General features: G+C 51.9%; 21 protein-coding genes. 10 read left to right on the forward strand and 11 right to left on the reverse strand.

The features are described from left to right. Positions 1–6: 6 nt before the first annotated feature. Entirely contained in the window at positions 7–2037 is a 2031-nt protein-coding gene (gene waaA, locus R3196_RS05805; protein ID WP_318935743.1) for a lipid IV(A) 3-deoxy-D-manno-octulosonic acid transferase, read from the forward strand. Here the strand turns inward: waaA and R3196_RS05810 are convergent. The 4 genes from R3196_RS05810 to mutY form a co-directional block, all read right to left on the reverse strand. After that, the gene (locus tag R3196_RS05810) at positions 2034–3284 is read right to left on the reverse strand and encodes a glutamate-5-semialdehyde dehydrogenase (protein WP_318935745.1); all 1251 of its coding nucleotides are present in this window, start codon (positions 3282–3284) and stop codon (positions 2034–2036) included. The two genes, waaA and R3196_RS05810, sit on opposite strands and share 4 nt — an antisense overlap. Continuing rightward, complete coding sequence (gene proB / locus R3196_RS05815; RefSeq protein ID WP_318935748.1) at positions 3281–4393, reverse strand: glutamate 5-kinase; 1113 nt, start codon at positions 4391–4393, stop codon at positions 3281–3283. Before proB ends, R3196_RS05810 begins: the two co-directional genes overlap by 4 nt. 122 nt (positions 4394–4515) lie before the next feature. After that, positions 4516–4788, reverse strand: coding sequence for an oxidative damage protection protein (locus R3196_RS05820; RefSeq protein WP_318935749.1), 273 nt, complete (start codon positions 4786–4788; stop codon positions 4516–4518). Positions 4789–4820: 32 nt separating this feature from the next. Continuing rightward, positions 4821–5894 carry an A/G-specific adenine glycosylase gene (mutY, locus tag R3196_RS05825; RefSeq protein ID WP_318935750.1) on the reverse strand — a complete coding sequence of 358 codons (1074 nt, stop codon included), beginning with the start codon at positions 5892–5894 and terminating at the stop codon, positions 4821–4823. Between the two features lie 175 nt (positions 5895–6069). On the opposite strand from mutY, the gene R3196_RS05830 reads away from it, so the two are divergent. Continuing rightward, positions 6070–7134 (forward strand): OmpA family protein, encoded by a 1065-nt coding sequence (locus R3196_RS05830; RefSeq protein WP_318935751.1) that lies wholly within the window; start codon positions 6070–6072, stop codon positions 7132–7134. 147 nt (positions 7135–7281) lie between these two features. Further along, entirely contained in the window at positions 7282–8028 is a 747-nt protein-coding gene (gene trmB, locus R3196_RS05835) for a tRNA (guanosine(46)-N7)-methyltransferase TrmB (protein WP_318935752.1), read from the forward strand. Here trmB and hemW read toward each other — a convergent pair. Beyond that, a complete protein-coding gene (gene hemW / locus R3196_RS05840) occupies positions 8025–9161 on the reverse strand; it encodes a radical SAM family heme chaperone HemW (RefSeq protein ID WP_318935754.1) in 1137 nt (378 codons plus the stop codon). The two genes, trmB and hemW, sit on opposite strands and share 4 nt — an antisense overlap. Continuing rightward, entirely contained in the window at positions 9161–9754 is a 594-nt protein-coding gene (gene rdgB / locus R3196_RS05845) for an RdgB/HAM1 family non-canonical purine NTP pyrophosphatase (RefSeq protein ID WP_318935756.1), read from the reverse strand. Before rdgB ends, hemW begins: the two co-directional genes overlap by 1 nt. Before the next feature lie 74 nt (positions 9755–9828). Between rdgB and R3196_RS05850 the strand changes: the two genes are divergently transcribed. After that, on the forward strand, positions 9829–11556 hold the full coding sequence (locus R3196_RS05850; protein WP_318935757.1) for a potassium/proton antiporter: 1728 nt from the start codon (positions 9829–9831) through the stop codon (positions 11554–11556). A 22-nt stretch (positions 11557–11578) separates the two neighbouring features. Here R3196_RS05850 and R3196_RS05855 read toward each other — a convergent pair whose 3' ends face one another. From R3196_RS05855 to R3196_RS05870, 4 genes are read right to left on the reverse strand one after another with little or no spacing between them, the layout of a single operon-like run. Beyond that, on the reverse strand, positions 11579–12040 hold the full coding sequence (locus R3196_RS05855) for a DUF4426 domain-containing protein (protein WP_318935758.1): 462 nt from the start codon (positions 12038–12040) through the stop codon (positions 11579–11581). 16 nt (positions 12041–12056) lie between these two features. Beyond that, positions 12057–12611: a YggT family protein gene (locus R3196_RS05860; protein ID WP_318935759.1), complete on the reverse strand. Its 555-nt coding sequence runs from the start codon at positions 12609–12611 to the stop codon at positions 12057–12059. Between the two features lie 35 nt (positions 12612–12646). Then, positions 12647–13474, reverse strand: coding sequence for a pyrroline-5-carboxylate reductase (gene proC, locus R3196_RS05865; RefSeq protein ID WP_318935761.1), 828 nt, complete (start codon positions 13472–13474; stop codon positions 12647–12649). A gap of 10 nt (positions 13475–13484) precedes the next feature. Further along, positions 13485–14186 (reverse strand): YggS family pyridoxal phosphate-dependent enzyme, encoded by a 702-nt coding sequence (locus R3196_RS05870; RefSeq protein WP_413242904.1) that lies wholly within the window; start codon positions 14184–14186, stop codon positions 13485–13487. Between the two features lie 51 nt (positions 14187–14237). Between R3196_RS05870 and R3196_RS05875 the strand changes: the two genes are divergently transcribed. From R3196_RS05875 to tsaD, 3 genes are read left to right on the forward strand one after another with little or no spacing between them, the layout of a single operon-like run. Next, positions 14238–15278, forward strand: a complete 1041-nt coding sequence (locus R3196_RS05875) for a type IV pilus twitching motility protein PilT (protein WP_318935764.1) — start codon at positions 14238–14240, stop codon at positions 15276–15278. 19 nt (positions 15279–15297) lie between these two features. Continuing rightward, positions 15298–16410, forward strand: coding sequence for a PilT/PilU family type 4a pilus ATPase (locus R3196_RS05880; RefSeq protein WP_413242905.1), 1113 nt, complete (start codon positions 15298–15300; stop codon positions 16408–16410). Positions 16411–16461: 51 nt separating this feature from the next. Beyond that, positions 16462–17475 (forward strand): tRNA (adenosine(37)-N6)-threonylcarbamoyltransferase complex transferase subunit TsaD, encoded by a 1014-nt coding sequence (gene tsaD, locus R3196_RS05885; protein ID WP_318935766.1) that lies wholly within the window; start codon positions 16462–16464, stop codon positions 17473–17475. On the opposite strand, the gene plsY is transcribed toward tsaD, so the two are convergent. After that, a complete protein-coding gene (plsY, locus tag R3196_RS05890) occupies positions 17462–18049 on the reverse strand; it encodes a glycerol-3-phosphate 1-O-acyltransferase PlsY (RefSeq protein WP_318935767.1) in 588 nt (195 codons plus the stop codon). The genes tsaD and plsY overlap by 14 nt on opposite strands. A gap of 98 nt (positions 18050–18147) precedes the next feature. Here plsY and folB point away from each other — a divergent pair, with 98 nt between their 5' ends. Genes folB through R3196_RS05905 form a run of 3 tightly spaced genes read left to right on the forward strand, consistent with a single transcriptional unit; the run spans position 18148 to position 19856 of the window. Next, complete coding sequence (folB, locus tag R3196_RS05895) at positions 18148–18507, forward strand: dihydroneopterin aldolase (protein WP_318935768.1); 360 nt, start codon at positions 18148–18150, stop codon at positions 18505–18507. Between the two features lie 3 nt (positions 18508–18510). Next, positions 18511–19056 (forward strand): 2-amino-4-hydroxy-6-hydroxymethyldihydropteridine diphosphokinase, encoded by a 546-nt coding sequence (folK, locus tag R3196_RS05900; protein ID WP_318935769.1) that lies wholly within the window; start codon positions 18511–18513, stop codon positions 19054–19056. A gap of 2 nt (positions 19057–19058) precedes the next feature. Beyond that, the gene (locus R3196_RS05905; RefSeq protein ID WP_318935770.1) at positions 19059–19856 is read left to right on the forward strand and encodes an undecaprenyl-diphosphate phosphatase; all 798 of its coding nucleotides are present in this window, start codon (positions 19059–19061) and stop codon (positions 19854–19856) included. Positions 19857–19859 lie beyond the last annotated feature (3 nt).

The raw sequence follows: 19859 nt of genomic DNA on the forward strand, positions 1-19859 counted from the left end.
GCCGTTATGACTTTTAGCTACCGTCTGCTTATCCGGTTCGCGTTGCCACTGGTCTTTATTTACCTGTGGCTGCGCGGCCGTAAAGCACCGGCCTACCGGAAGCGCTGGCGCGAGCGGCTGGCATTGCAGAACGTAACACCTACAGCGCGGGATGGCCTGCTCGTTCACTGCGTGTCAGTAGGCGAAACGGTTGCTGCACGCGGTTTTATTGAGGGCCTGCTCGAAACATATCCGCAATTGCCGATAACCCTCACTTCAATGACTCCGACAGCTGCGGAGCTGGCTTACAAATTATTTGCTGATCGGGTCCATCACTATTATCTGCCGCTGGATACCCCGGGAGCCATGCGACGTTTCTTTGCAAAACTGGCGCCGCGGGCGGTGTTGATTCTGGAAACGGAGCTCTGGCCTTGTCTGCTCAAAGAGGCTGAATCCCGCAATATTCCTGTCGTTGTTTTAAATGCCCGTATGTCTGAGCGTTCAGCTCGTTCTTACCGTAAATACGCCTGGTTGATCGGTCCAATCTGGCCGGCAATCAACTGGATTGCAGCGCAAACTCAGGCCAGCGCTCAGCGTTTTCTCGATCTAGGAATGCAGCCAGCGCAGGTAGCAGTGCGGGGCAACCTGAAATTCGACTTTCAGTTACCTGACCAGTTGCTTTATGAAGCACAGTTGTGGCGCGAGCAGCATCAAAGACAAGTAGTAGTGGCAGCCAGCACCCACCAGGGCGAAGATGAACAGATTATCAGCGCATTCAGGCAGCTACAGAAGAGTCACCCGGATACTTTACTGATTTTGGTGCCACGGCATCCGGAGCGCTTTACTGCAGTTGGCCGTCTGCTCGAGAGCAGCGGGTTACGATGTGTCAACAGGAGTTCCGGCTTACCCGTTACTCGCACTACCGAGGTATTGCTTGGCGATACTATGGGTGAATTATTGTTCTGGTACGCGGTCGCAGACGCGGCATTCGTCGGCGGTAGTCTGATTGAACGGGGCGGGCATAATCCACTGGAGCCGATCGCAACCAACACGCCGGTCATTGCGGGGCCGGCGATTTTCAATTTCCAGGAAATTTACGACCGGCTGAGTAATTGTGAGGCGATGCTCTGGGCCGATAGCCCGGACGAGTTAGCGAATCAGTGGCAGCGGCTGCTGGATAATCAGCAATTGCAGGCACAACTATGCGCCACAGCGCGGGCTGAGTTTGCGACTGACCAGGGCGCCACGCAGCAAATGCTGGCAGATGTTAAACACCTTATTCCGCCACCACCCGCCGAGGTAAGGACGCTGAAAATGATAACGGTTAAAAATCCTGATAAAAACAGTGAGATCTGGTTCGACGCGAAGCAGGCACCTGATCTTACCGATGCGTTTTTCTCGCCGGCGTACTGGCGTGCGGCGAACAAAATAAAGGGCTCAGCAACAGGTAGAAGTACTGCCTGGTTTATTGCTGAAGGGCAGCAGGGGCTATTACTGAGACATTATTACCGCGGCGGCCTGGTTGGTAAATTCAATAAAGACCGGTTTAAGCGTGAAGCTGTGGCGCGTAGCCGGGCTATGGCTGAGTTTAGCCTGTTACTACAATTGCGGGAATTAGGCTTAGCGGTGCCACGGGCAGTGGCGGCAAGATATCAGCGAGCCCCGCTATGGGGATATCGCGCTGATATTCTGGTTGAAACCATTCCAGCTGCTAAAGATATTTTCCATTTACTGCAAGTGCGGCAACTGAGCAATGACGAGTGGCGTGTGGTAGGGCAGGAGATCCGCAAAATGCACGAACTCGGCGTCTATCACTCCGATCTCAACTGTCACAATCTGATGCTGGATACAGATGGTAAGGCGTGGTTGGTTGATTTTGATAAGTGTGGCTTCAAAAATCCCGGCGACTGGCGTCAGGCCAACCTGGACCGCCTGCTGCGCTCGTTTACTAAAGAAGCGAATAAAGCAAAAGAGGCCAGTACGCAATTCTTCTGGATGGAAGAACGCGACTGGCCTCTGTTACTGGCAGGATACCAGCAGACCGGTTCCGCCGGTTAGCGGATGTGGCCGGTGCCGGTAACGACAAACTTCTCGGTAGTCAGTGCTTCTAAGCCCATCGGGCCATAAGCATGGAGTTTGCTGGTTGAGATCCCAATTTCGGCACCTAAGCCAAGCTGGCCGCCGTCACTAAAACGCGATGACGCATTCGCCATAGTCACTGCTGAGTCCACTTCACGGATAAAACGTGTTGCGGTCAGTTTGTTCTCGGTAACAATAACTTCAGTATGACCACTGCCGAAACGGTTTATGTGATCCAGGGCTGCGTCAAAATCGTCAACGGTGCGCACGGCAATCTCAAGCGCCAGGTACTCTTCGCCAAATTCGTCATCACCAATGACATCGCCGTTTTCAAAATACTTGGCAGAGCGGTTGTCGCTATGAACCACAACATCTTTGGCGGCAAGTTTGGCGGCTGCTTTGGGTAGGAAGTCGTCAGCGATATCCTTATGTACCAGCAGGCCTTCAAGGGCGTTACAAACGCCTGTGCGTTGGGTTTTACCGTTGATCAGGATGTCTAATGCTTTGTCCTGATCGGCTTCTTTGTCAACGTACAGATGGCAAACGCCTTTATAATGCTGAATAACAGGAATTTTGCTGTTGTCGCTAACAAAGTGAATCAGGCCTTCGCCGCCACGCGGGATAACTAAATCAATATATTTATCCTGCTTCAGCAACTCCAGCATGAGGTCACGATCCGGATCAGGAACCACGGTAATGACATCTTCCGGCAGGTTGCTGTCGCGCAATGCCTGATGCAGAGCAGCGGCAATGGCTTTACTGGTTTCAATGGCTTCGCGGCCGCAACGAAGAATTACCGCGTTACCGGATTTAAAGCACAAAGCGCCGGCATCGGCAGTCACGTTCGGGCGGGCCTCATAAATCATGCAGATCACACCCAGCGGAATACGCATTTTTTCAACTACCAGGCCATTTGGGCGAACATTGAAAGGCTTGCGCTGGCCAACCGGGTCGTCCAGTTCAATAATTTCTTCGATTGCAGTGGCCATGCCTTCAATACGCTCAGGATCCAGCTGCAGGCGATCCAGCATAGCTTCTGACAAGCCTTTTTCTTTACCGGCATCGACGTCTTTTTTGTTTACTTGCAGAATATCGTCCTGCGCTTTGCGAATGGCATCAGCCATGAGCTGCAGAACGGCATTTTTTTCTTTCTCATCAAGCTTGGCAACAGCACGTGCTGCTGCTGCAGCACGCTTGGAAATTTCAGTTGCTACGGAGTTACTCATACTTCCTCCAGAATCGTTAAATCGTTACTGTGGATGACTTCAGTTATCGGGCTATAACCATACTGCTCAGCAATATGACTGACTTCCTGGCCCTTTAAATGCATTAACTCATGTGAGCTGTACTGACATATTCCTTTGGCGATGGCTTCGGCATCGTCACCACTGCGGATGACCACTGCGTCACCGCGATTAAAATCACCCTGGATATCAATAATACCCGTGGTAACCAGAGGCTCGCCGTTCGCCAGCGAATTGGCGGTGGCTGCGTCAACAACAATTTCGCCCTGTGAAATCAGAGTGTGTCGCAACCAGTGCTTCTTGTTGCTCATCGGATCTTGCTGACGCTTAAACAGCGTTCCCGGATTTTCACCGCGCAACAGCAGTTCAAAAGTATTGCCCTTACGGCCATTGACAATATAAGTATCAACACCGTGCGAGGTAGCTTTTTCCGCGGCTTCAATTTTTGTCCGCATACCACCGGTGGCGATCTTGTTAGTGGTGCCGCCTGCTAAGGCATAAATTTCTTCGGTAATGGTTTCAACCACCGGAATTTTCTTAGCATCAGGCTTAACCCGTGGGTCGGCGTCAAACAGGCCGTCAATGTCGGAGCATATAAACAACGCATCAGCGTCAACCAGAGTCGCTACCATAGCGGCCAGGTTGTCATTGTCACCGACTTTCATTTCGTCAGTCGCCAATGCATCGTTCTCATTTACTATAGGTAAAATGTCATGCTCTAACAAAGTACGCAGGGTGTTGCGGATACTGACGTAACGGGCCCGATCACGGAGATCGCCGTGGGTCATAAGTACCTGCGCACAGGGGAAATCGAAGAAGCGGGTCCAGCTGGCCATCATTTCATTCTGGCCGACAGCTGCCATCGCTTTTTTGACAGTAACCGGAATAGTGTCACTGTCATATTTGATATATTTACGGCCTGCCGCTGCGCTGCCGGAGGAAACTAAAACAATCTCCTGACCGCGCTCATGGCATTCGATAATAAATCGGGCAATTGCCAGTAAGTATTTACTGCTCGTTCCTGTCTCGTCTGGCGCTATTAACGCGCTGCCTACTTTAATCACAGCACGCTGCCAGGAAGGCATATTCATAGGGGTTCCCTCTTGAAAAAACGAGCACGTAGTTTAACAGATTTGGGGGGGTATCTCTAGCCGCACAGGCAAGAACTGGCTGGGGCGACAAGCTCCGCAGTTTTACGGAGCTTGCACAGGCGTTATTCAGACGGAGGCTTATAGCCTTCGATGTCGATATCTTTACCTTCAAATAAGAAGGCGCGCATATGCCCCTCAAGCAGTTCTCTGGACTTAGGATCCATAAGGTTGAGGCGTTTTTCGTTAATCAGCATGGTTTGTTTTTTCTGCCATTCTGCCCAAGCTTCTTTGGAGATGTTTGCGAATATTTTTTCGCCGAGTTCACCGGGGTAGAGCTGAAAATCCAAGCCTTCAGCTTCTTTTTTTAAGCGTTGGCAATACACGGTACGACTCATAGCAACCTCTGGTTTTTAAGTTTGAATTAATTTTAAGTCTCGTTGCCTGCGTTTTGCAAATGGGTTGGCAGACAGGTTTGTAAATAAGCGGCGATCGGCGCTGGAAGGCCGTAGTTAACGAGCTCCTCAAGTGCAATACGCCGGCTATCCACCGTCGGGTAATCAGACCCGGTTTCAATGTCGCTGACAGACCAGACGCGGGCGAGCAATTTATAATGTGAAAATGTATGTTTGAATTCACCATGCAGCATAGCACTATTGGCCGGGTTGCCGATGATTTCCGGCAGACAATATAAGCGCGGCCAGATACCTTTTGCGGGCCGTTGTTCCAAAAGTATGCCGCGATCAGTAATACTCAGTAAAAAGTCGGCCTCGCGATTTGGTAGCGTGGCGCGTGGTTTTTTCAGGGGCAAATCTGTTGTGCGGTTGGTCTGGTAGGCAACACACTGTGGCTGTAACGGACAGATCTGACAGTCAGGGGTTCTGGGTTTACAGACAGTAGCTCCAAGATCAAGCAATCCCTGTGCATAAATCCGGTTGTCGCTTTCCGGCGTATAATAGTCCGCCAGAGCCCAGAGTAAGTTCTTGGTTGCGGCGGCTGTTAAGGGTTCGGCAATGCCGAACAGGCGGCAGAATAAGCGTGCCACATTACCGTCTACTATTGCTGCAGGTTTATCAAAAGCGAACGCGGTAATAGCTCCTGCTGTATAAGGACCAATACCGGGAATCGCTCTGAGCTCGGCAGGGGTGTCTGGTATTTTACCGTTGTAACTGGCGCATACTTCGCGGGCCGCGCGGTGTAGATTGCGGGCACGGGAATAATATCCCAGCCCCTGCCAGAGCGCCATTACCTCGTCCTCGCTGGCGTCGGCTAAGTCCGAAACCTTCGGTAGCTTAGAAAGCCAGCGTTCGAAGTAGGGGATAACAGTGGCGACCTGAGTTTGTTGCAACATGATTTCGCTGACCAGCACATGGTACGGGTCTTGCTGCAACTGCCATGGCAGGTTATGACGCCCGTGCTGCTGATGCCAGCCAATAACTATCGCACTTAGCTGAGTACGGTTGATTATTTCTTCTGCGTGGTTAAGCGAATCAGCGGGTGTCATATAAACTCAAGTTACTCTTGGTTGGGGTAATAGTTGGGCTTGGTGATTGGTTGGGACTTTGCAAAGTTAAGGTAAAGTCAGGGTGAAATCTAGTGCGACCATGAAATCTTTACAATTATGGTGTATATTAGAAGCAATAATTTTGGGAAAAATGAGAACTAAAAAGGAGCATCTCATGAAACAGTTAACAGCTTTATCCGTTGCAGTATTAGCAGCATGTTCTGCCGTTCCTGCAATGGCACAGGACAATGCCAGCGAAGTCGGCCAGGTTTTTGTCGGTCCACGCATTGGTTTGTTTGGTACTGACTCTGACCGTCTGACCCTAAAAGACGGCCAGATTTATAAATTTGAAGGCGGCTTTGATTCTGTCTATGGCGGCATCGAAGCAGGTTTCCTCTTTACTCCTAAGTGGGGCTACCGGATTTATTATGATTACCTGCGCGGTAGTATGGAAGGCGGTGATACTGCCAGCGGCGATGCGTTTGGTGTTGACGTGCTTTATAATTTTACAGAAAACTTTTACGGTGGCCTGGGTATTAGTTCGACCGAGCTGGGCAGCCAGACTAACCGCTTCCTTCGTGTGACCGGTGGTTATAAGCAGTATGTAACTAATAATATGGCCCTTACTATTGAAGGTGGTCTCCAGCAAAGCGATGAAGATCTGACCGAGTTCTTACTTCAGACCGGTGTGCGCTGGTACTTTGATACCCCGGCAAAATATACTCCGGCGCCAGCGCCAGTTGAGCCGCAGCAGCAGCCTGTTCAGCCTCCGGTCGATAGCGACGGTGACGGCGTTTTGGATAGCAACGACAAGTGTCCTGATACCCAGGCTGGTTACAAAGTCGATGCTGATGGTTGCGTAATGTTTCGTGATGAAACTATCACTAAGACACTGATGGTTACCTTTGGCTTTGATTCAGCTCAGATCCCTGCCGGACAGGATTCTGATATTCGCTCAACTGCGAACTTCCTGAAAGATTATCCACAGTTGAATGTGGTGATTGAAGGTCATACTGATGACCTGGGTCCAGAGAGCTACAACCTGAAGCTGTCTCAGGAACGTGCCAAAGCAGTTGGCGACAGTCTGGTAGATTTTGGTATTGATAAGTCGCGGGTAAGCACCGTAGGTTATGGTGAAACGCAGCCACTGGTACCAAATACGACTAAAGCTAACCGCGCAGAGAACCGTCGCGTTGAAGCGAAAATGTCAGTCACTAAGAAAACAGCAATTAAAGACTAATAAAGGCTTTAACTGACTGTTGCTGAGAAAACAGCAAAAACAAAGGCGTGCCGGAACTTGCGTTCGGCGCGCCTTTTTGCATAATGAGCGCGGCAAACTGTGCCGCCACAGTATTTTCCCTTTTCGCAACGGACCAAAGTGATCGCCATGTCTGACAAATCTCAGGATCAAACTCATACCACACATCAGAATCTGGAACAGGCTGAAGCTGAGGGTAAATATATCCGGCGCATCCGCAGTTTTGTAAAGCGCGAGGGGCGTCTGACCAAAGGACAAGCCGGAGCGCTGGAGCGTAACTGGCCGACTATGGGACTCGAATATTCTGAGCAACAACTGGATTTAGCGGCGGAGTTCGGGCGCGACGCGGCCCGGGTGCTGGAAATTGGTTTTGGCATGGGCAAGTCTTTGGTAGCAATGGCAGCAGCGGCGCCGGAAAAAGACTTCATCGGTATAGAAGTACACCGGCCTGGAGTAGGTGCCTGCTTATTAGAGGCCGAAGCAGCCGGCGTGACCAACTTGCGGGTATATGAACATGATGCGGTCGAAATTCTGCGAGATTGTATCGCCCCTGATACGCTGGATACTGTACAGGTCTTTTTTCCTGATCCCTGGCATAAAAAGCGTCACCACAAGCGTCGTCTTATCCAGCCGGAACTGGTCGAGCTTATTCGTAGCCGTTTAGCTGTGGGCGGGGTACTGCACCTGGCCACCGACTGGCAGAATTATGCGGAGCATATGCTTGACGTTATGCAGGACGCACCGGGCTGGCGCAACCTGGCAACCGATAACGGCTACATACCACGACCTGAAGATCGTCCGCTGACGAAATTCGAGCAACGCGGCGAACGCCTGGGTCATGGCGTCTGGGATCTGAAGTTTGAACGGATAAGCTAAACCATCTCATCCAGAATGCTATTCAGGTAGCGCCGCCCCAGTGCGGTGGTCAGCCAGTGGTCCTGCCGGCTCTCAAGCAGCTTGCGGCGAACCGCAGGCGCCAGAGCCTGTTCGGCTATATTGTCGGGTAAGCCGGTGCGTTCGGCAAAAAGCTGCCGGGGAACGGGCTCCATCAGGCGTAAGTAATTCATAAAAAACTCAAAAGGCCGTTCATCCGCTGAGACCTGCCATTCCTTGTAGCGCAGTGGCCGGGTAAGGTCGAGATAACCCTGAGGATGCTTTATTTTCTCACAGCGGACGATTTGGTTCTGTTGAGGCAGGGTGATCTTGCTGTGGGCGCCACAACCTATCCCCAGATAATCACCGAAAGTCCAGTAATTACGATTGTGTCGGCTCTGGTGGCCAGGCCGGGCATAGGCGCTCACTTCATATTGTTCGTAGCCTGCCGCCAGCAGCCGGGCGTGGCCCTGTTCCTGAATATCCCAGAGTTCTTCGTCTTCCGGCAGCCGCGGCGGACGGCTGGCAAAAGCGGTATTGGGCTCAATTGTCAGCTGATACCAGGAGATGTGTGGTGGTTGCAGGGCGATTATGCCGTCCAGATCGGCCATAGCGGCCTCCCGGCTCTGGCCCGGCAATCCATGCATAAGATCCAGATTAAAACTCCGTAGTGGCAGGCTGGCTGCGTGCCTAGCTGCTTCCTCTGCCTGTTGTGGGTCGTGAATCCGGCCCAGAGCTTTTAATTGCTCTTGATGTAAAGTTTGCACGCCTATGGATAATCGGTTTACGCCAGCCTCAAGGTAACCACTGAAGCGCTCTTTTTCGAAAGTGCCCGGATTAGCTTCGAGGGTGACTTCACAGTCAGGAGTAAGCGGTACCAGAGAGCGCACACCATTGAGCAGGCGAGCTATACCTGCGGCCGAAAACAGGCTTGGGGTGCCGCCGCCGATAAAAATACTCGTCAGTGGTCGCTGCTGCACCCAGCCGAGGTCCGCTCGCAGGTCGTCAAGCAGGCGGCTGATATATTCCGACTCAGGCATTTCCTGCTTTACTGCGTGGGAATTAAAATCGCAGTAGGGACATTTCTGAATACACCAGGGAATGTGGATGTAAAGTGATAACGGCGGAAGCTGCATCAGCGCTGCTCAAGTTGTTGAATAAGCTGCCGTAGGGCCTGACCGCGGTGGCTTAACTGGTGTTTTTTGGTGCGGCTAAGCTCAGCCGAGGTACAGCCCTCTGCCGGCACCCAGAATACCGGATCATAGCCAAAGCCCTCCGAGCCCTGTGGCTGCTCGGCGATCATGCCGTCCCAGCGGCCATGACAAATAACCGGGGTGGGATCTTCAGCATGCTCGAGCAACACCAGTACACAGTGAAAGCTTGCCTGGCGCTGTGCTGGCGGGACCTCAGCAAGAGCCTGCAAGAGTTTATCGATGTTATCGCTGTCAGTGGCGTTAGCGCCGGCGTAGCGCGCTGAATAAATACCCGGCGCGCCGCGCAGGGCATCTACCGCCAGCCCGGAATCGTCAGCAAGTGCAGGCAGCCCCGTATGCGCTGCGGCATGTCGCGCTTTAATCAGGGCATTCTCGACAAAAGTCAGTCCGGTTTCTTCGGCTTCAGCAAAAGACCATTTTGATTGCGGAAACACCTGCCACTGCAATGGCGTAAGAAGATCCTGCAACTCCTTTACTTTGCCCTGATTGCCGGTAGCCAGCACAATTTCCCGCATAATGAATTCCCCGATACGCTAATTTGGCTGTTATTATACGGGTTAAGGGGCGTCATCACCAAGGGAGATAGCGAGTGACCGAGATTACCGGAATCATGCTGTTGATAGGGTCATTATTGCTGGTCAGTATATTGGCGGCGGTAGTGTCTAACCGGCTGGGCGCGCCACTATTGTTGACATTTCTGGTGGTCGGCATGCTCGCTGGCGAAGAAGGCTTGCTGGGAATTGAGTTCGATAATCCGCAGCTGGCATTTTTTATTGGTTCGCTGGCGCTGGTGATCATTCTTTTCGACGGCGGTATGCGCACCCATAAAGAGCGTTTCCGGGTGGCGTTATGGCCAGCCATCAGCCTCGCAACTGTCGGGGTAGCGCTCACTTGCTCAATAACTGCTGCAGCAGTGGTCTGGTTATTCAATTTGCCCTGGGCCACCGCTTTGCTCATTGGCGCAATTCTAAGTTCTACCGACGCCGCGGCGGTATTCAGCATTTTCCAGTCGAAAAACCTGCGTATTAAACAGCGGGTAGCCGCAACCCTAGAAATTGAGTCAGGTACCAATGATCCTATGGCGGTCATCCTGACCATGACCATGACGACAGTTATTGTCTCCAGTCAGGCATTCTCGTACACCGCTATGGCACTGGATGTATTGCAACAGCTGGTATTAGGTTATGCGGTCGGTTGGCTTGGCGGACGCTTGTTCGTGATTATGGCGCGGCGGATAACGGTTCAGTTTACTTTCTTTCCGCTGCTGGCTGCGGCCTCGGCGGTGGTCATTTTCGCGGTCACCTCCGGTATCGGCGGTAGCGGATTCCTCGCAGTCTACCTGATGGGGTATCTCATCGGTGGAGCCCGGCTGCCACAGTTAATGCATATTCTGCAAGTGCAGGATGGGCTGGCCTGGCTCAGCCAGATCATGATGTTTTTGATTCTCGGTCTGCTGGTTACGCCGTCGCATCTGCTCGAATACCTGCCGCTGTCGCTCAGCGTTGCCATGCTGATGATTTTTATTGCCCGGCCGCTGGCTGTGGTTATCAGCTTGTTACCTTTTTCGTTTCCCTGGCGCGAACAAATGTTTGTCAGTTGGGTCGGGTTACGGGGCGCGGTGCCGATTATTCTGGCTCTTTATCCCTGGTTAAGCGGCGTAGAAGACCAGCAGTTATTCTTCGATATCGCCTTCGTGGTGGTATTGGTATCGCTGGTGCTGCAGGGTTGGACTTTAGTGCCGATGGCGCGCTGGTTAGGCCTGGAGGTACCCGCTGAGGCGGCGCCGGATCGGCGTATGCCGCTGGATAGCGTGGGCAGTAAGGATCCCATGGAACTTTGGGCTTATCTGGTCAGTGATCGCTCACCAGCCTGTGATCATTACTGGGATGAACTGCGCTGGTCGGTGCCGGTGGAATTTGTCGGCGTTATTCGTGATGGCGAATGGTTATTGCCGGTGCAGGAGCCGCAATTTGAAGAAGGTGATATCGCCCTGGTGGTGGCAAAAGTTCAGCATAAAGATGAGATCAGCAGGGTGCTGGCCGCCGGTGGTAAAGCGCGTGAGCTCAGCAGCAGTGATTTCTTCGGTGACTTCAGCCTGCGCGGTGATCTGACTCTGGCTGATGTAGCCGGGTTCTATCCGCTGGGCGATTTGCCTGACGGTATAGCGGGTAAAACGCTGAATGATTATTTCGCAGAAAAGTTTCACCGACGGGTGGTGGTTGGTGACCAGTTGCGTTTGGGTCAGGTGCAGCTTACGGTACGTGAATTGCGGGATGATGGTGAAATTGCCAGCGTGGGCGTTAAGTTACTGACCTAACGCCCAGTGCCGGTAAATCGAATTAATGCCGCATAAAGGTTTCGCTGAAGGTCAGCTGCTCTTGTATGCCGTCTTGTTCAATAGTGATAAAAAAGCGCAGGGTTTCGGCATTAGTAAAGCGCGTCTGGGCCAGATAATAGACTGCTTCCCCTTCAATAACTTCCTGAAAATTCAAGGGTTGTTGCTGACTTAGCGGGTTCATTGCATAACCGCTGATGTCAACCTGCTGGGCCGGCTTACCCGGCTTATTGGCAGCGAATATGACTATGTTCAGGGTGGCGAGATACTCGCTACGCTGCAGGTTATACTGGGAGGCCATCTCCGGCCGCAGCAGAGTCGAGTTAAATGCGTTGTAACGTACTTCCCACGGCCCTAACCGGGTAACCCCTTCAGCCACCACTGGGGCGCTAACCATAAGGACCAGGAGCAATCCAGTTAAAATGGTCGCGAAGTATTTCATAGAACTCGTCATAGAACTCGTCATAGAATTCTCCCTGATATCAAAAACCAAGAATTGCGCGGCGTAACATTCCGAGCAGAATTTGCACTGCCTGAATACCGATGATGGCAACCAGCACCGATAAATCCAGTCCACCAATGGGCGGAATGATACGCCGGATAGGGCTGAGAATAGGTTCAGTTAGCTGAATCAGTAACACTTCCATAGGGTTGCGGCCTGGCCCCTGACTGAACCAGCTCAGTAAAGCCCGGATAATCACCACCCAAAACAGCAGTTCAAGGAACTGATGAAGGACGTTAAATGACCCGACCACGATAGACTCAAACCATAACACGCCAATTCCGGCGATTGCGATAAGCACCATTGATTTGGCGATACTGATAATCAGTGCCAATACTATGGTCGCGATATCCCAGTTTCCGGCCATCGGAAACAGGTGTCGCAACGGCAAAACCAGCGGATTGGTTACTTTTACCACAAACTGGCTGAGGGGATTATAAAAGTCAGCCCGGACGACCTGCAGCCATATTCGCAAAATCACCACCGTCAGATATAAATCAAACGCAATAGTGATAAGAAAAGTCATCAAATCCATAAGTATCCTGTCAGTTCAATCGAACCTGCGGTAAATTAAAATAAATCAGCCATTTCCTGATTACGCTTCACTGCGGCTTTTACTGCTTGCTCAGAAATATCGTTAATATCAGCGCCTTGATAGACTTCGACACCTTTAGCGGTCGAGCCACCTTTGCTGGTTACCTGCTTACGTAAATCTTCCAGCTCAAGCTCACTGTTAATAGCCATCTCCGCGGCGCCTAAGGCGGTTTGCTGAACCATCTGTCGGGCTTTATCGCGGTCGAAACCTAAAATCACAGCGGCCTTTTGCAGGCTCGCCATAAATTCGAAGAAATAAGCCGGCCCGCTTCCGGCGACAGCGCCAAGTATGTCCAGTTCATCCTCGTTATTAACCCAAAGTGTAGCACCTACGCCGTCAAATGCAGAGGTGATAAATTCACGATCGCTCTCGTCGGCGCGGTCATCAGCGACTAAACCAGACATGCCTTTACCCACCAGCGACGGCGTATTAGGCATGACCCGTATAATACGGATGTCATCGCCCAGATAGGTGCGGTATTTCGGCATCCGGATGCCGGCAGCTATTGTTACTATCAGCTTTTCGCTGATCTCTGGCACCGCCTCACGAAGGGCTGCACAGACGTCCGCCATTAACTGGGGCTTTACTGCCAGCACCACAACATCGGCGGCGCTTGCTACTTCAGCGTTATCCTGACTGGTATGCACGCCGAGTTGGTCGGCAATAGTTTCTAATTTTCCAGGGCTTGGATTACTGACGTAAATAAGATCTCTCGGATAACCGCTGCGCACCATTCCACCGACGATACTCTGGGTCATATTGCCCGCCCCGATAAAAGCTATTTTGCGTGGCTCGGCTGTCATGAAATACTCCTTAGTTGTTTTTATCAGAGGGGCGGCTGCCAAATATGGCGGTGCCGACGCGAACGGTAGTCGCGCCATATTTAATGGCGGCGAAGAGATCGTCGCTCATGCCCATAGAAAGTGTATCAATATGATCATATTGGGCTTGTAACTCTAAATACAAGCTTTGCATGCTGGCGAAGCTACGCTCCCGTTCGGTGTCATCAGCTGTAGCGGCCGGAATTGCCATCAGTCCGCGCAGCCGCAGCCGCGGTAGCGAACTGATTTGTTCAGCAAGTGACCTGATTTCGGCCGGCAGTACCCCAGCTTTCGTTTCTTCCTGATCAATATTAACCTGAATTAACACGTTAATTGGTGGCAGTGAGTCATCGCGCTGTTCACTCAGCCGCCGGGCGATTTTGCTGCGATCGATACTATGAACCCACGCGAATGAACCGGCGATATCGCGAGTTTTGTTTGACTGAATAGGGCCAATGAAATGCCAGACAAGTTCTTTGTGCTCGGCTAAATCGGTAATCTTGCTGATGCCTTCCTGTACATAGTTTTCGCCGAACTCGGTCTGGCCGGCCTGGCGGGCCTCGAGAATTTCCGCCACCGGTCGGGTCTTACTGACCGCCAGTAACTGCACGTCAGCAGGGTCACGGCTGGCCTCTTTGCAAGCCGCAGCGATTTGATTGCGGACTTCTTTTAAGCGTTGAGCTATGGTATTCATCATGTTCACGTTTTAGTTAAATGATCTTCAGACCAAACAAGAGGCCGTCGCATGGACATTACTGAGTTACTCAGCTTCGCCGTGAAGCACAATGCATCGGATTTGCACTTATCGGCAGACTCACCCCCTATGATACGGGTTGATGGCGATGTTCGTAAAATTAATATTCCGGCTCTTAACCATAAACAGGTTCAGGAATTGGTCTATGACATCATGAATGACCGCCAGCGCAAAGAGTATGAACAGAATCTGGAGGCCGACTTTTCTTTCGAGGTGCCGGATCTGGCGCGGTTCCGGGTTAATATATTCGTTCAGAATCGTGGCGCGGCCGCAGTGCTGCGTACGATTCCCAGCGAAGTGCTTACGCTGGATCAGCTGGGTTGTCCCGAAATTTTCCGCTCAATAGCTGACGCTCCACGTGGGCTGGTACTGGTTACCGGACCGACTGGCTCGGGTAAGTCGACAACCCTGGCGGCGATGGTCGACTATATTAATGAGAAAAAACATCACCACATTCTGACTATTGAAGACCCGATTGAGTTTGTCCATAAGAATAAACTAAGCTTGGTGAACCAGCGGGAAGTGCATCGTGATACCCATAATTTTGCCGCTGCGCTGCGTTCAGCTTTACGGGAAGATCCAGATGTTATCCTGGTTGGTGAAATGCGTGATCTGGAAACCATCAGGCTGGCAATGACGGCGGCCGAAACCGGCCATTTGGTATTTGGGACCTTACACACCACTTCAGCACCAAAAACCATTGACCGTATTGTTGATGTCTTTCCGGGTGATGAAAAACCTATGGTGCGTTCGATGCTTTCAGAGTCACTGCGCGCGGTTATTTCGCAGGTGCTACTCAAGAAAGTCGGTGGCGGCAGGGTAGCGGCGCATGAAATTATGATTGCGACGTCCGCGATTAAGAACCTGATTCGGGAAGACAAAGTCGCGCAGATGTATTCCTCAATTCAGACTGGCGCGGCGCATGGCATGCAGACGCTGGATCAATGTCTCGTTAACCTGGTGAATGACGGGCTCATTTCGCGCGCGGATGCTAAAGCAAAAGCGAGCAGTAAAGATGCGTTTAATAACTAGCAGAATATGAGAGGCCATGATGGTACTGGATAAACTACTTAATGCCATGATCGAGCGCGATGGGTCAGATCTCTTTATTTCTGCCGGGTTACCGCCAAGCGCTAAAATAAATGGCGAGCTGACCCCGCTCACCGAGAAAAGTCTGGGAAATAATGGCGCTCTGGCGTTGGTGAAAGAAGCTCTGGGTGAGCAACACCTGCAGGAATATATGGAGCAAAAAGAGGCTAATTTCGCGATTTTCCGCGAAGGTATCGGCCGGTTCCGCGTCAGTGCGTTCTGGCAGCGCCAGCAAGCGGGTATGGTGATCCGCCGGATTGTCACTGAAATACCGAGCGCGGAAGATCTGAAGCTACCTGAAATTCTAACCAAGCTGATCATGAGCAAGCGTGGTCTGATGTTGGTTGTCGGGGGCACAGGTACGGGTAAGTCAACCACCCTGGCGGCTTTGATTGGACACCGGAATCAAAATTCGCGCGGGCATATCCTCACTATTGAAGACCCTGTTGAGTTTGTTCATGACCATGCCAAGTCGATGATTACGCAACGCGAAGTTGGAACCGATACGGAATCGTTCGAAGCGGCGTTAAAAAGCTCACTGCGGCAAGCTCCCGACGTCATTCTGGTTGGTGAGATCCGCTCTCAGGAAACCATGGAGTACGCGCTGACTTTTGCCGAAACGGGGCACCTCTGTGTCGCAACATTGCATGCGAATAACGCTAATCAGGCGATTGAGCGGATCATGCATATGGTGCCAAAAGAAAAAATCGGCAAGCTGATGTTTGATTTATCACTGAATCTGCGAGGTATTGTTGCTCAACAGCTGATTCCAACCATTGAAGGCGGCCGCGTGGCAGCTATTGAGATCTTGTTGAACAGCCCTATAGTGGCTGAAAAAATTGCTTCAAACGATATGGGCGAGATTAAAGAGATTATGGCCAAATCAAGAGAGCTGGGAATGCAGACCTTCGACCAGGCGCTTTACGATCTCTATAAGGCCAAGCGGATATCCTACGAGGATGCGCTCCGTCATGCCGATGCACCGAATGACCTGCGACTGAAAATTAAGCTAAGCGGCGACGACAAAGGGGACGGCGAAAGTGCCTTGTCCGGAGCAACTGTTGATTTGGAGTAATTTCTATTAGAATAGCCGCCCTGGTGATAAGTCGCTGAATGAGGTGAGTGCATGCGGGTTTTGGGTATTGAAACATCCTGTGATGAAACAGGTATTGCTATTTATGACACCGATAATGGCCTGCTTGCTCATAAACTGTACTCGCAGGTCAAGCTGCATGCTGACTACGGTGGCGTGGTGCCCGAATTGGCTTCCCGGGATCATGTCCGTAAAACCCTTCCGCTGATAGAAGCTGCACTGCAAGAAGCCGGGCTAACCGCTGCCGACCTTGATGGTGTGGCTTACACCGCCGGCCCTGGCCTTATCGGCGCTTTGCTGGTCGGTGCCAGTATTGGCAGAAGTCTGGCTTATGGCTGGCAAATTCCCGCGGTGGCTGTTCATCATATGGAAGGCCACTTGCTGGCGCCGATGCTGGAAGATGATGTGCCTGCTTTTCCGTTCATTGCGTTGCTGGTGTCCGGCGGCCATACGCAATTAGTGCGTGTTAATGGAATTGGCCAATATCAACTGCTGGGTGAATCGGTGGATGATGCGGCCGGAGAAGCTTTTGACAAAACGGCTAAGTTACTGGGGCTGGATTACCCGGGCGGGCCACGGCTGGCGGCACTGGCAGAGCAGGGACGGGCTGATTGTTATAAGTTCCCGCGGCCCATGACTGACCGGCCGGGACTGGACTTTTCCTTTAGCGGACTGAAAACTCATGCGGCAAATACCATAGCTGCTGCCGACGATTTACCGCAGACCCATGCAGATATTGCCCGCGCGTTTCAGGATGCGGTCGTTGATACCCTGGTTATTAAATGCCGTCGGGCACTGGAAGAAACGGGGCTGAAGCGACTGGTCGTAGCCGGAGGTGTTAGTGCCAATAAGCATTTGCGTGAGAAGCTGCAGCAGTTTGCCGGTAAAATCGGTGGCCAGGTATTTTTTCCCCGTAATGAATTCTGCACCGACAACGGCGCTATGATTGCTTTTGCTGGTGCGCAACGCTTGCTGGCTGGTGAGCAGGAAAGTCTGGCAATCAAAACCCGGCCGCGCTGGCCGCTGACGGAACTTACTTCCGTTTGATGCGGTGCTCGTCGCCGCTGCGCAGGCGCATGATGTTGGACTGATGCCGCCAGAGAATAAGTAGCGAAATCATAATAGTAGGCACTGTGTACTGGGGCTTAATCCAGAACGCGTAGAAGGGGGCCAGTGAGACCGTGATAATAGCGGCCAGCGAAGACACTTTGCTGATCCGGAATACCAGCACCCAGGTTGCTATCAGCAACAGCGCCATTTCCCAGGCTACCGGAAACATGGCCCCAAGCGCCGTAGCTACAGCTTTACCGCCACGAAAACGAAAGTACAGCGGGAAAATATGCCCCAGGCAGGCAGCCACAGCGATAATGCCCAGATAAAACGGCTCGATACCAAGAAAATATGATCCCCATACCGGGATCATGCCTTTTAAGACATCAAAAAAGAGCGTAAGGGCAGCTGGTATTTTGCCGCCCAGCCGATAAACATTGGTCGCACCGGGATTGCCTGAGCCAGCCCCGCGGGGATCAGGCAGCCCGAAAAGCCGGCAAATAACGACCGCGCTGCTGATTGACCCGAATAAATACGAGGTCAGTACGGCTAGTATAATCAAGGCACCCATAGGATTTTGCTTCCGGCTAGCTTTCCGTTACTATGCAAAGCCCATAGCATAAGCGGTTTATCGCAGAATTTCTATTGTTAACCAAGTGAGCGTAGCGAATGGACAAGGTATTAGTAGAAGGGTTGCAGGTTAACGCCTTCATTGGCGTGCATGACTGGGAGCACGAACGCGAACAGCCCCTGGTTATTGACCTTGAAATGGACTGGGACAACGCCCGCGCAGCCAGGACTAATGACTTAGCCGATGCCCTGGATTACAGCACCTTGAGTGAGGCCGTGGTTAAACTGGTACAGTCGCAGCCATGGCAGCTGATTGAAACGCTGGCAGAAGCTATTGCAGAGCGTATTTTGCAGGACTTTAACTTGCCGCGGCTGCAAGTCAAAATTGGCAAGCCCCAGGCCATTGTCGCTGCGCGTCAGGCTGCGGTCGTCATCGTCCGACAGCAAACTACGGCCTGACTTATGGCTCGGGTTTTTGTTGGGATTGGCAGCAACCGGCAGCGGAATTATCATATTCACGCAGGCATTAAAGCCCTGCACACTGCTTTCGCCAGCGCCGACAATCCACTACGTTTATCGCGGGTATTTGAAAGCGCCGCAGTTGGATTTGCCGGCAAACCGTTTTACAACCTGGTAGCGGAACTACATACATCGTTGTCACCGGTCGAACTAAATGCGCACTGTAAACAGATTGAACAGCAGTTTGGTCATTCGCAACCCAGCCCCAAATTCAGCCCGCGCACGCTTGATATCGATATATTGCTGTATGACGAGGTAGTGAGCCGGAGCCCGGTGCAGTTGCCACGGGATGAGATCCTCGCCAATGCTTTTGTGCTCTGGCCGCTAGCCGAACTGGCACCGGATCTGCGGCATCCGGTCACCGCCCAGACTTTTGCGGAAATCTGGCAGGATTATCATAGCGCGCAGCAATTAGAGCCTATATCATTTGCTTTTGAGGATTTGCCTCATCTGCGTCATTCTATTCAACAATTACCAGGGACGATTTAAGCGTGAGCACATTTGAAGCTATTATTCTGGCATTAATTCAGGGGATTACCGAATTTCTTCCGATTTCAAGTTCCGCCCATCTGATTTTGCCTTCGCAGGTATTGGGCTGGGAAGATCAAGGCTTAGCTTTTGATGTCGCGGTACACGTGGGTACCTTGCTGGCGGTCATTACCTATTACCGTAAGGATGTCGGCGAACTGATTGCCGGCTGGTTTGGATCATGGTGTGGTCAGCATAGTGAATATAGCCGGCTGGCCTGGCTACTTATCTGGGCAACAGTGCCCGCCGGGCTTGCAGGTCTGTTCGGCGCCGGCTTAATTGAAGATTATGCGCGCTCGGCATTGGTCATTGCGATAACAACTATCGTTTTTGGTTTGGTGCTCTGGTATGCGGATGTGCGCGCCAGTGATCGGGCCGGAATCCACTCGTTGACGCTGACTCAGGCGATACTGGTGGGGCTGGCTCAGGCGGTGGCATTGATTCCGGGGGTGTCGCGCTCAGGTATCACCATGACCGCCGGGCTGTTAATAGGTCTGAAGCGGGTTGATGCCGCACGTTTTTCTTTTTTATTATCGATTCCGGTTATTATTATGGCCGGCGGCTATCAGGGCGTGAAACTTGCCCAGCAGCCTGAGCCGGTAGCCTGGCTCGCTGTTATTTCCGGAATGGTTGTATCTTTTGTGGCGGCGTACCTGTGCATTCACTATTTTTTAAAGGTAATTGCGCGGATGGGTATGCTGCCATTTGTGATTTATCGCCTGATTCTGGGCGTTGCTCTACTCTGGCTGGTCTTCGGATAAGGC

The sequence above is a fragment of the Pseudidiomarina sp. genome (assembly GCF_033722695.1).
Taxonomy (GTDB): Bacteria; Pseudomonadota; Gammaproteobacteria; order Enterobacterales; family Alteromonadaceae; genus Pseudidiomarina.

Coding starts and splice junctions, on each gene's coding strand:
- hemW (WP_318935754.1), bottom strand. CDS start 9,161: ATGCAGCTTCCGCCGTTATCACTTTACATCCACATTCCCTGGTGTATT.
- R3196_RS05810 (WP_318935745.1), bottom strand. CDS start 3,284: ATGAGTAACTCCGTAGCAACTGAAATTTCCAAGCGTGCTGCAGCAGCA.
- mutY (WP_318935750.1), bottom strand. CDS start 5,894: ATGACACCCGCTGATTCGCTTAACCACGCAGAAGAAATAATCAACCGT.
- R3196_RS05860 (WP_318935759.1), bottom strand. CDS start 12,611: ATGGATTTGATGACTTTTCTTATCACTATTGCGTTTGATTTATATCTG.
- plsY (WP_318935767.1), bottom strand. CDS start 18,049: ATGGGTGCCTTGATTATACTAGCCGTACTGACCTCGTATTTATTCGGG.
- folK (WP_318935769.1), top strand. CDS start 18,511: ATGGCTCGGGTTTTTGTTGGGATTGGCAGCAACCGGCAGCGGAATTAT.
- trmB (WP_318935752.1), top strand. CDS start 7,282: ATGTCTGACAAATCTCAGGATCAAACTCATACCACACATCAGAATCTG.
- proC (WP_318935761.1), bottom strand. CDS start 13,474: ATGACAGCCGAGCCACGCAAAATAGCTTTTATCGGGGCGGGCAATATG.
- waaA (WP_318935743.1), top strand. CDS start 7: ATGACTTTTAGCTACCGTCTGCTTATCCGGTTCGCGTTGCCACTGGTC.
- R3196_RS05870 (WP_413242904.1), bottom strand. CDS start 14,186: ATGAATACCATAGCTCAACGCTTAAAAGAAGTCCGCAATCAAATCGCT.
- rdgB (WP_318935756.1), bottom strand. CDS start 9,754: ATGCGGGAAATTGTGCTGGCTACCGGCAATCAGGGCAAAGTAAAGGAG.
- R3196_RS05875 (WP_318935764.1), top strand. CDS start 14,238: ATGGACATTACTGAGTTACTCAGCTTCGCCGTGAAGCACAATGCATCG.
- R3196_RS05855 (WP_318935758.1), bottom strand. CDS start 12,040: ATGACGAGTTCTATGACGAGTTCTATGAAATACTTCGCGACCATTTTA.
- proB (WP_318935748.1), bottom strand. CDS start 4,393: ATGAATATGCCTTCCTGGCAGCGTGCTGTGATTAAAGTAGGCAGCGCG.
- R3196_RS05880 (WP_413242905.1), top strand. CDS start 15,298: ATGGTACTGGATAAACTACTTAATGCCATGATCGAGCGCGATGGGTCA.
- folB (WP_318935768.1), top strand. CDS start 18,148: ATGGACAAGGTATTAGTAGAAGGGTTGCAGGTTAACGCCTTCATTGGC.
- R3196_RS05830 (WP_318935751.1), top strand. CDS start 6,070: ATGAAACAGTTAACAGCTTTATCCGTTGCAGTATTAGCAGCATGTTCT.
- R3196_RS05820 (WP_318935749.1), bottom strand. CDS start 4,788: ATGAGTCGTACCGTGTATTGCCAACGCTTAAAAAAAGAAGCTGAAGGC.
- tsaD (WP_318935766.1), top strand. CDS start 16,462: ATGCGGGTTTTGGGTATTGAAACATCCTGTGATGAAACAGGTATTGCT.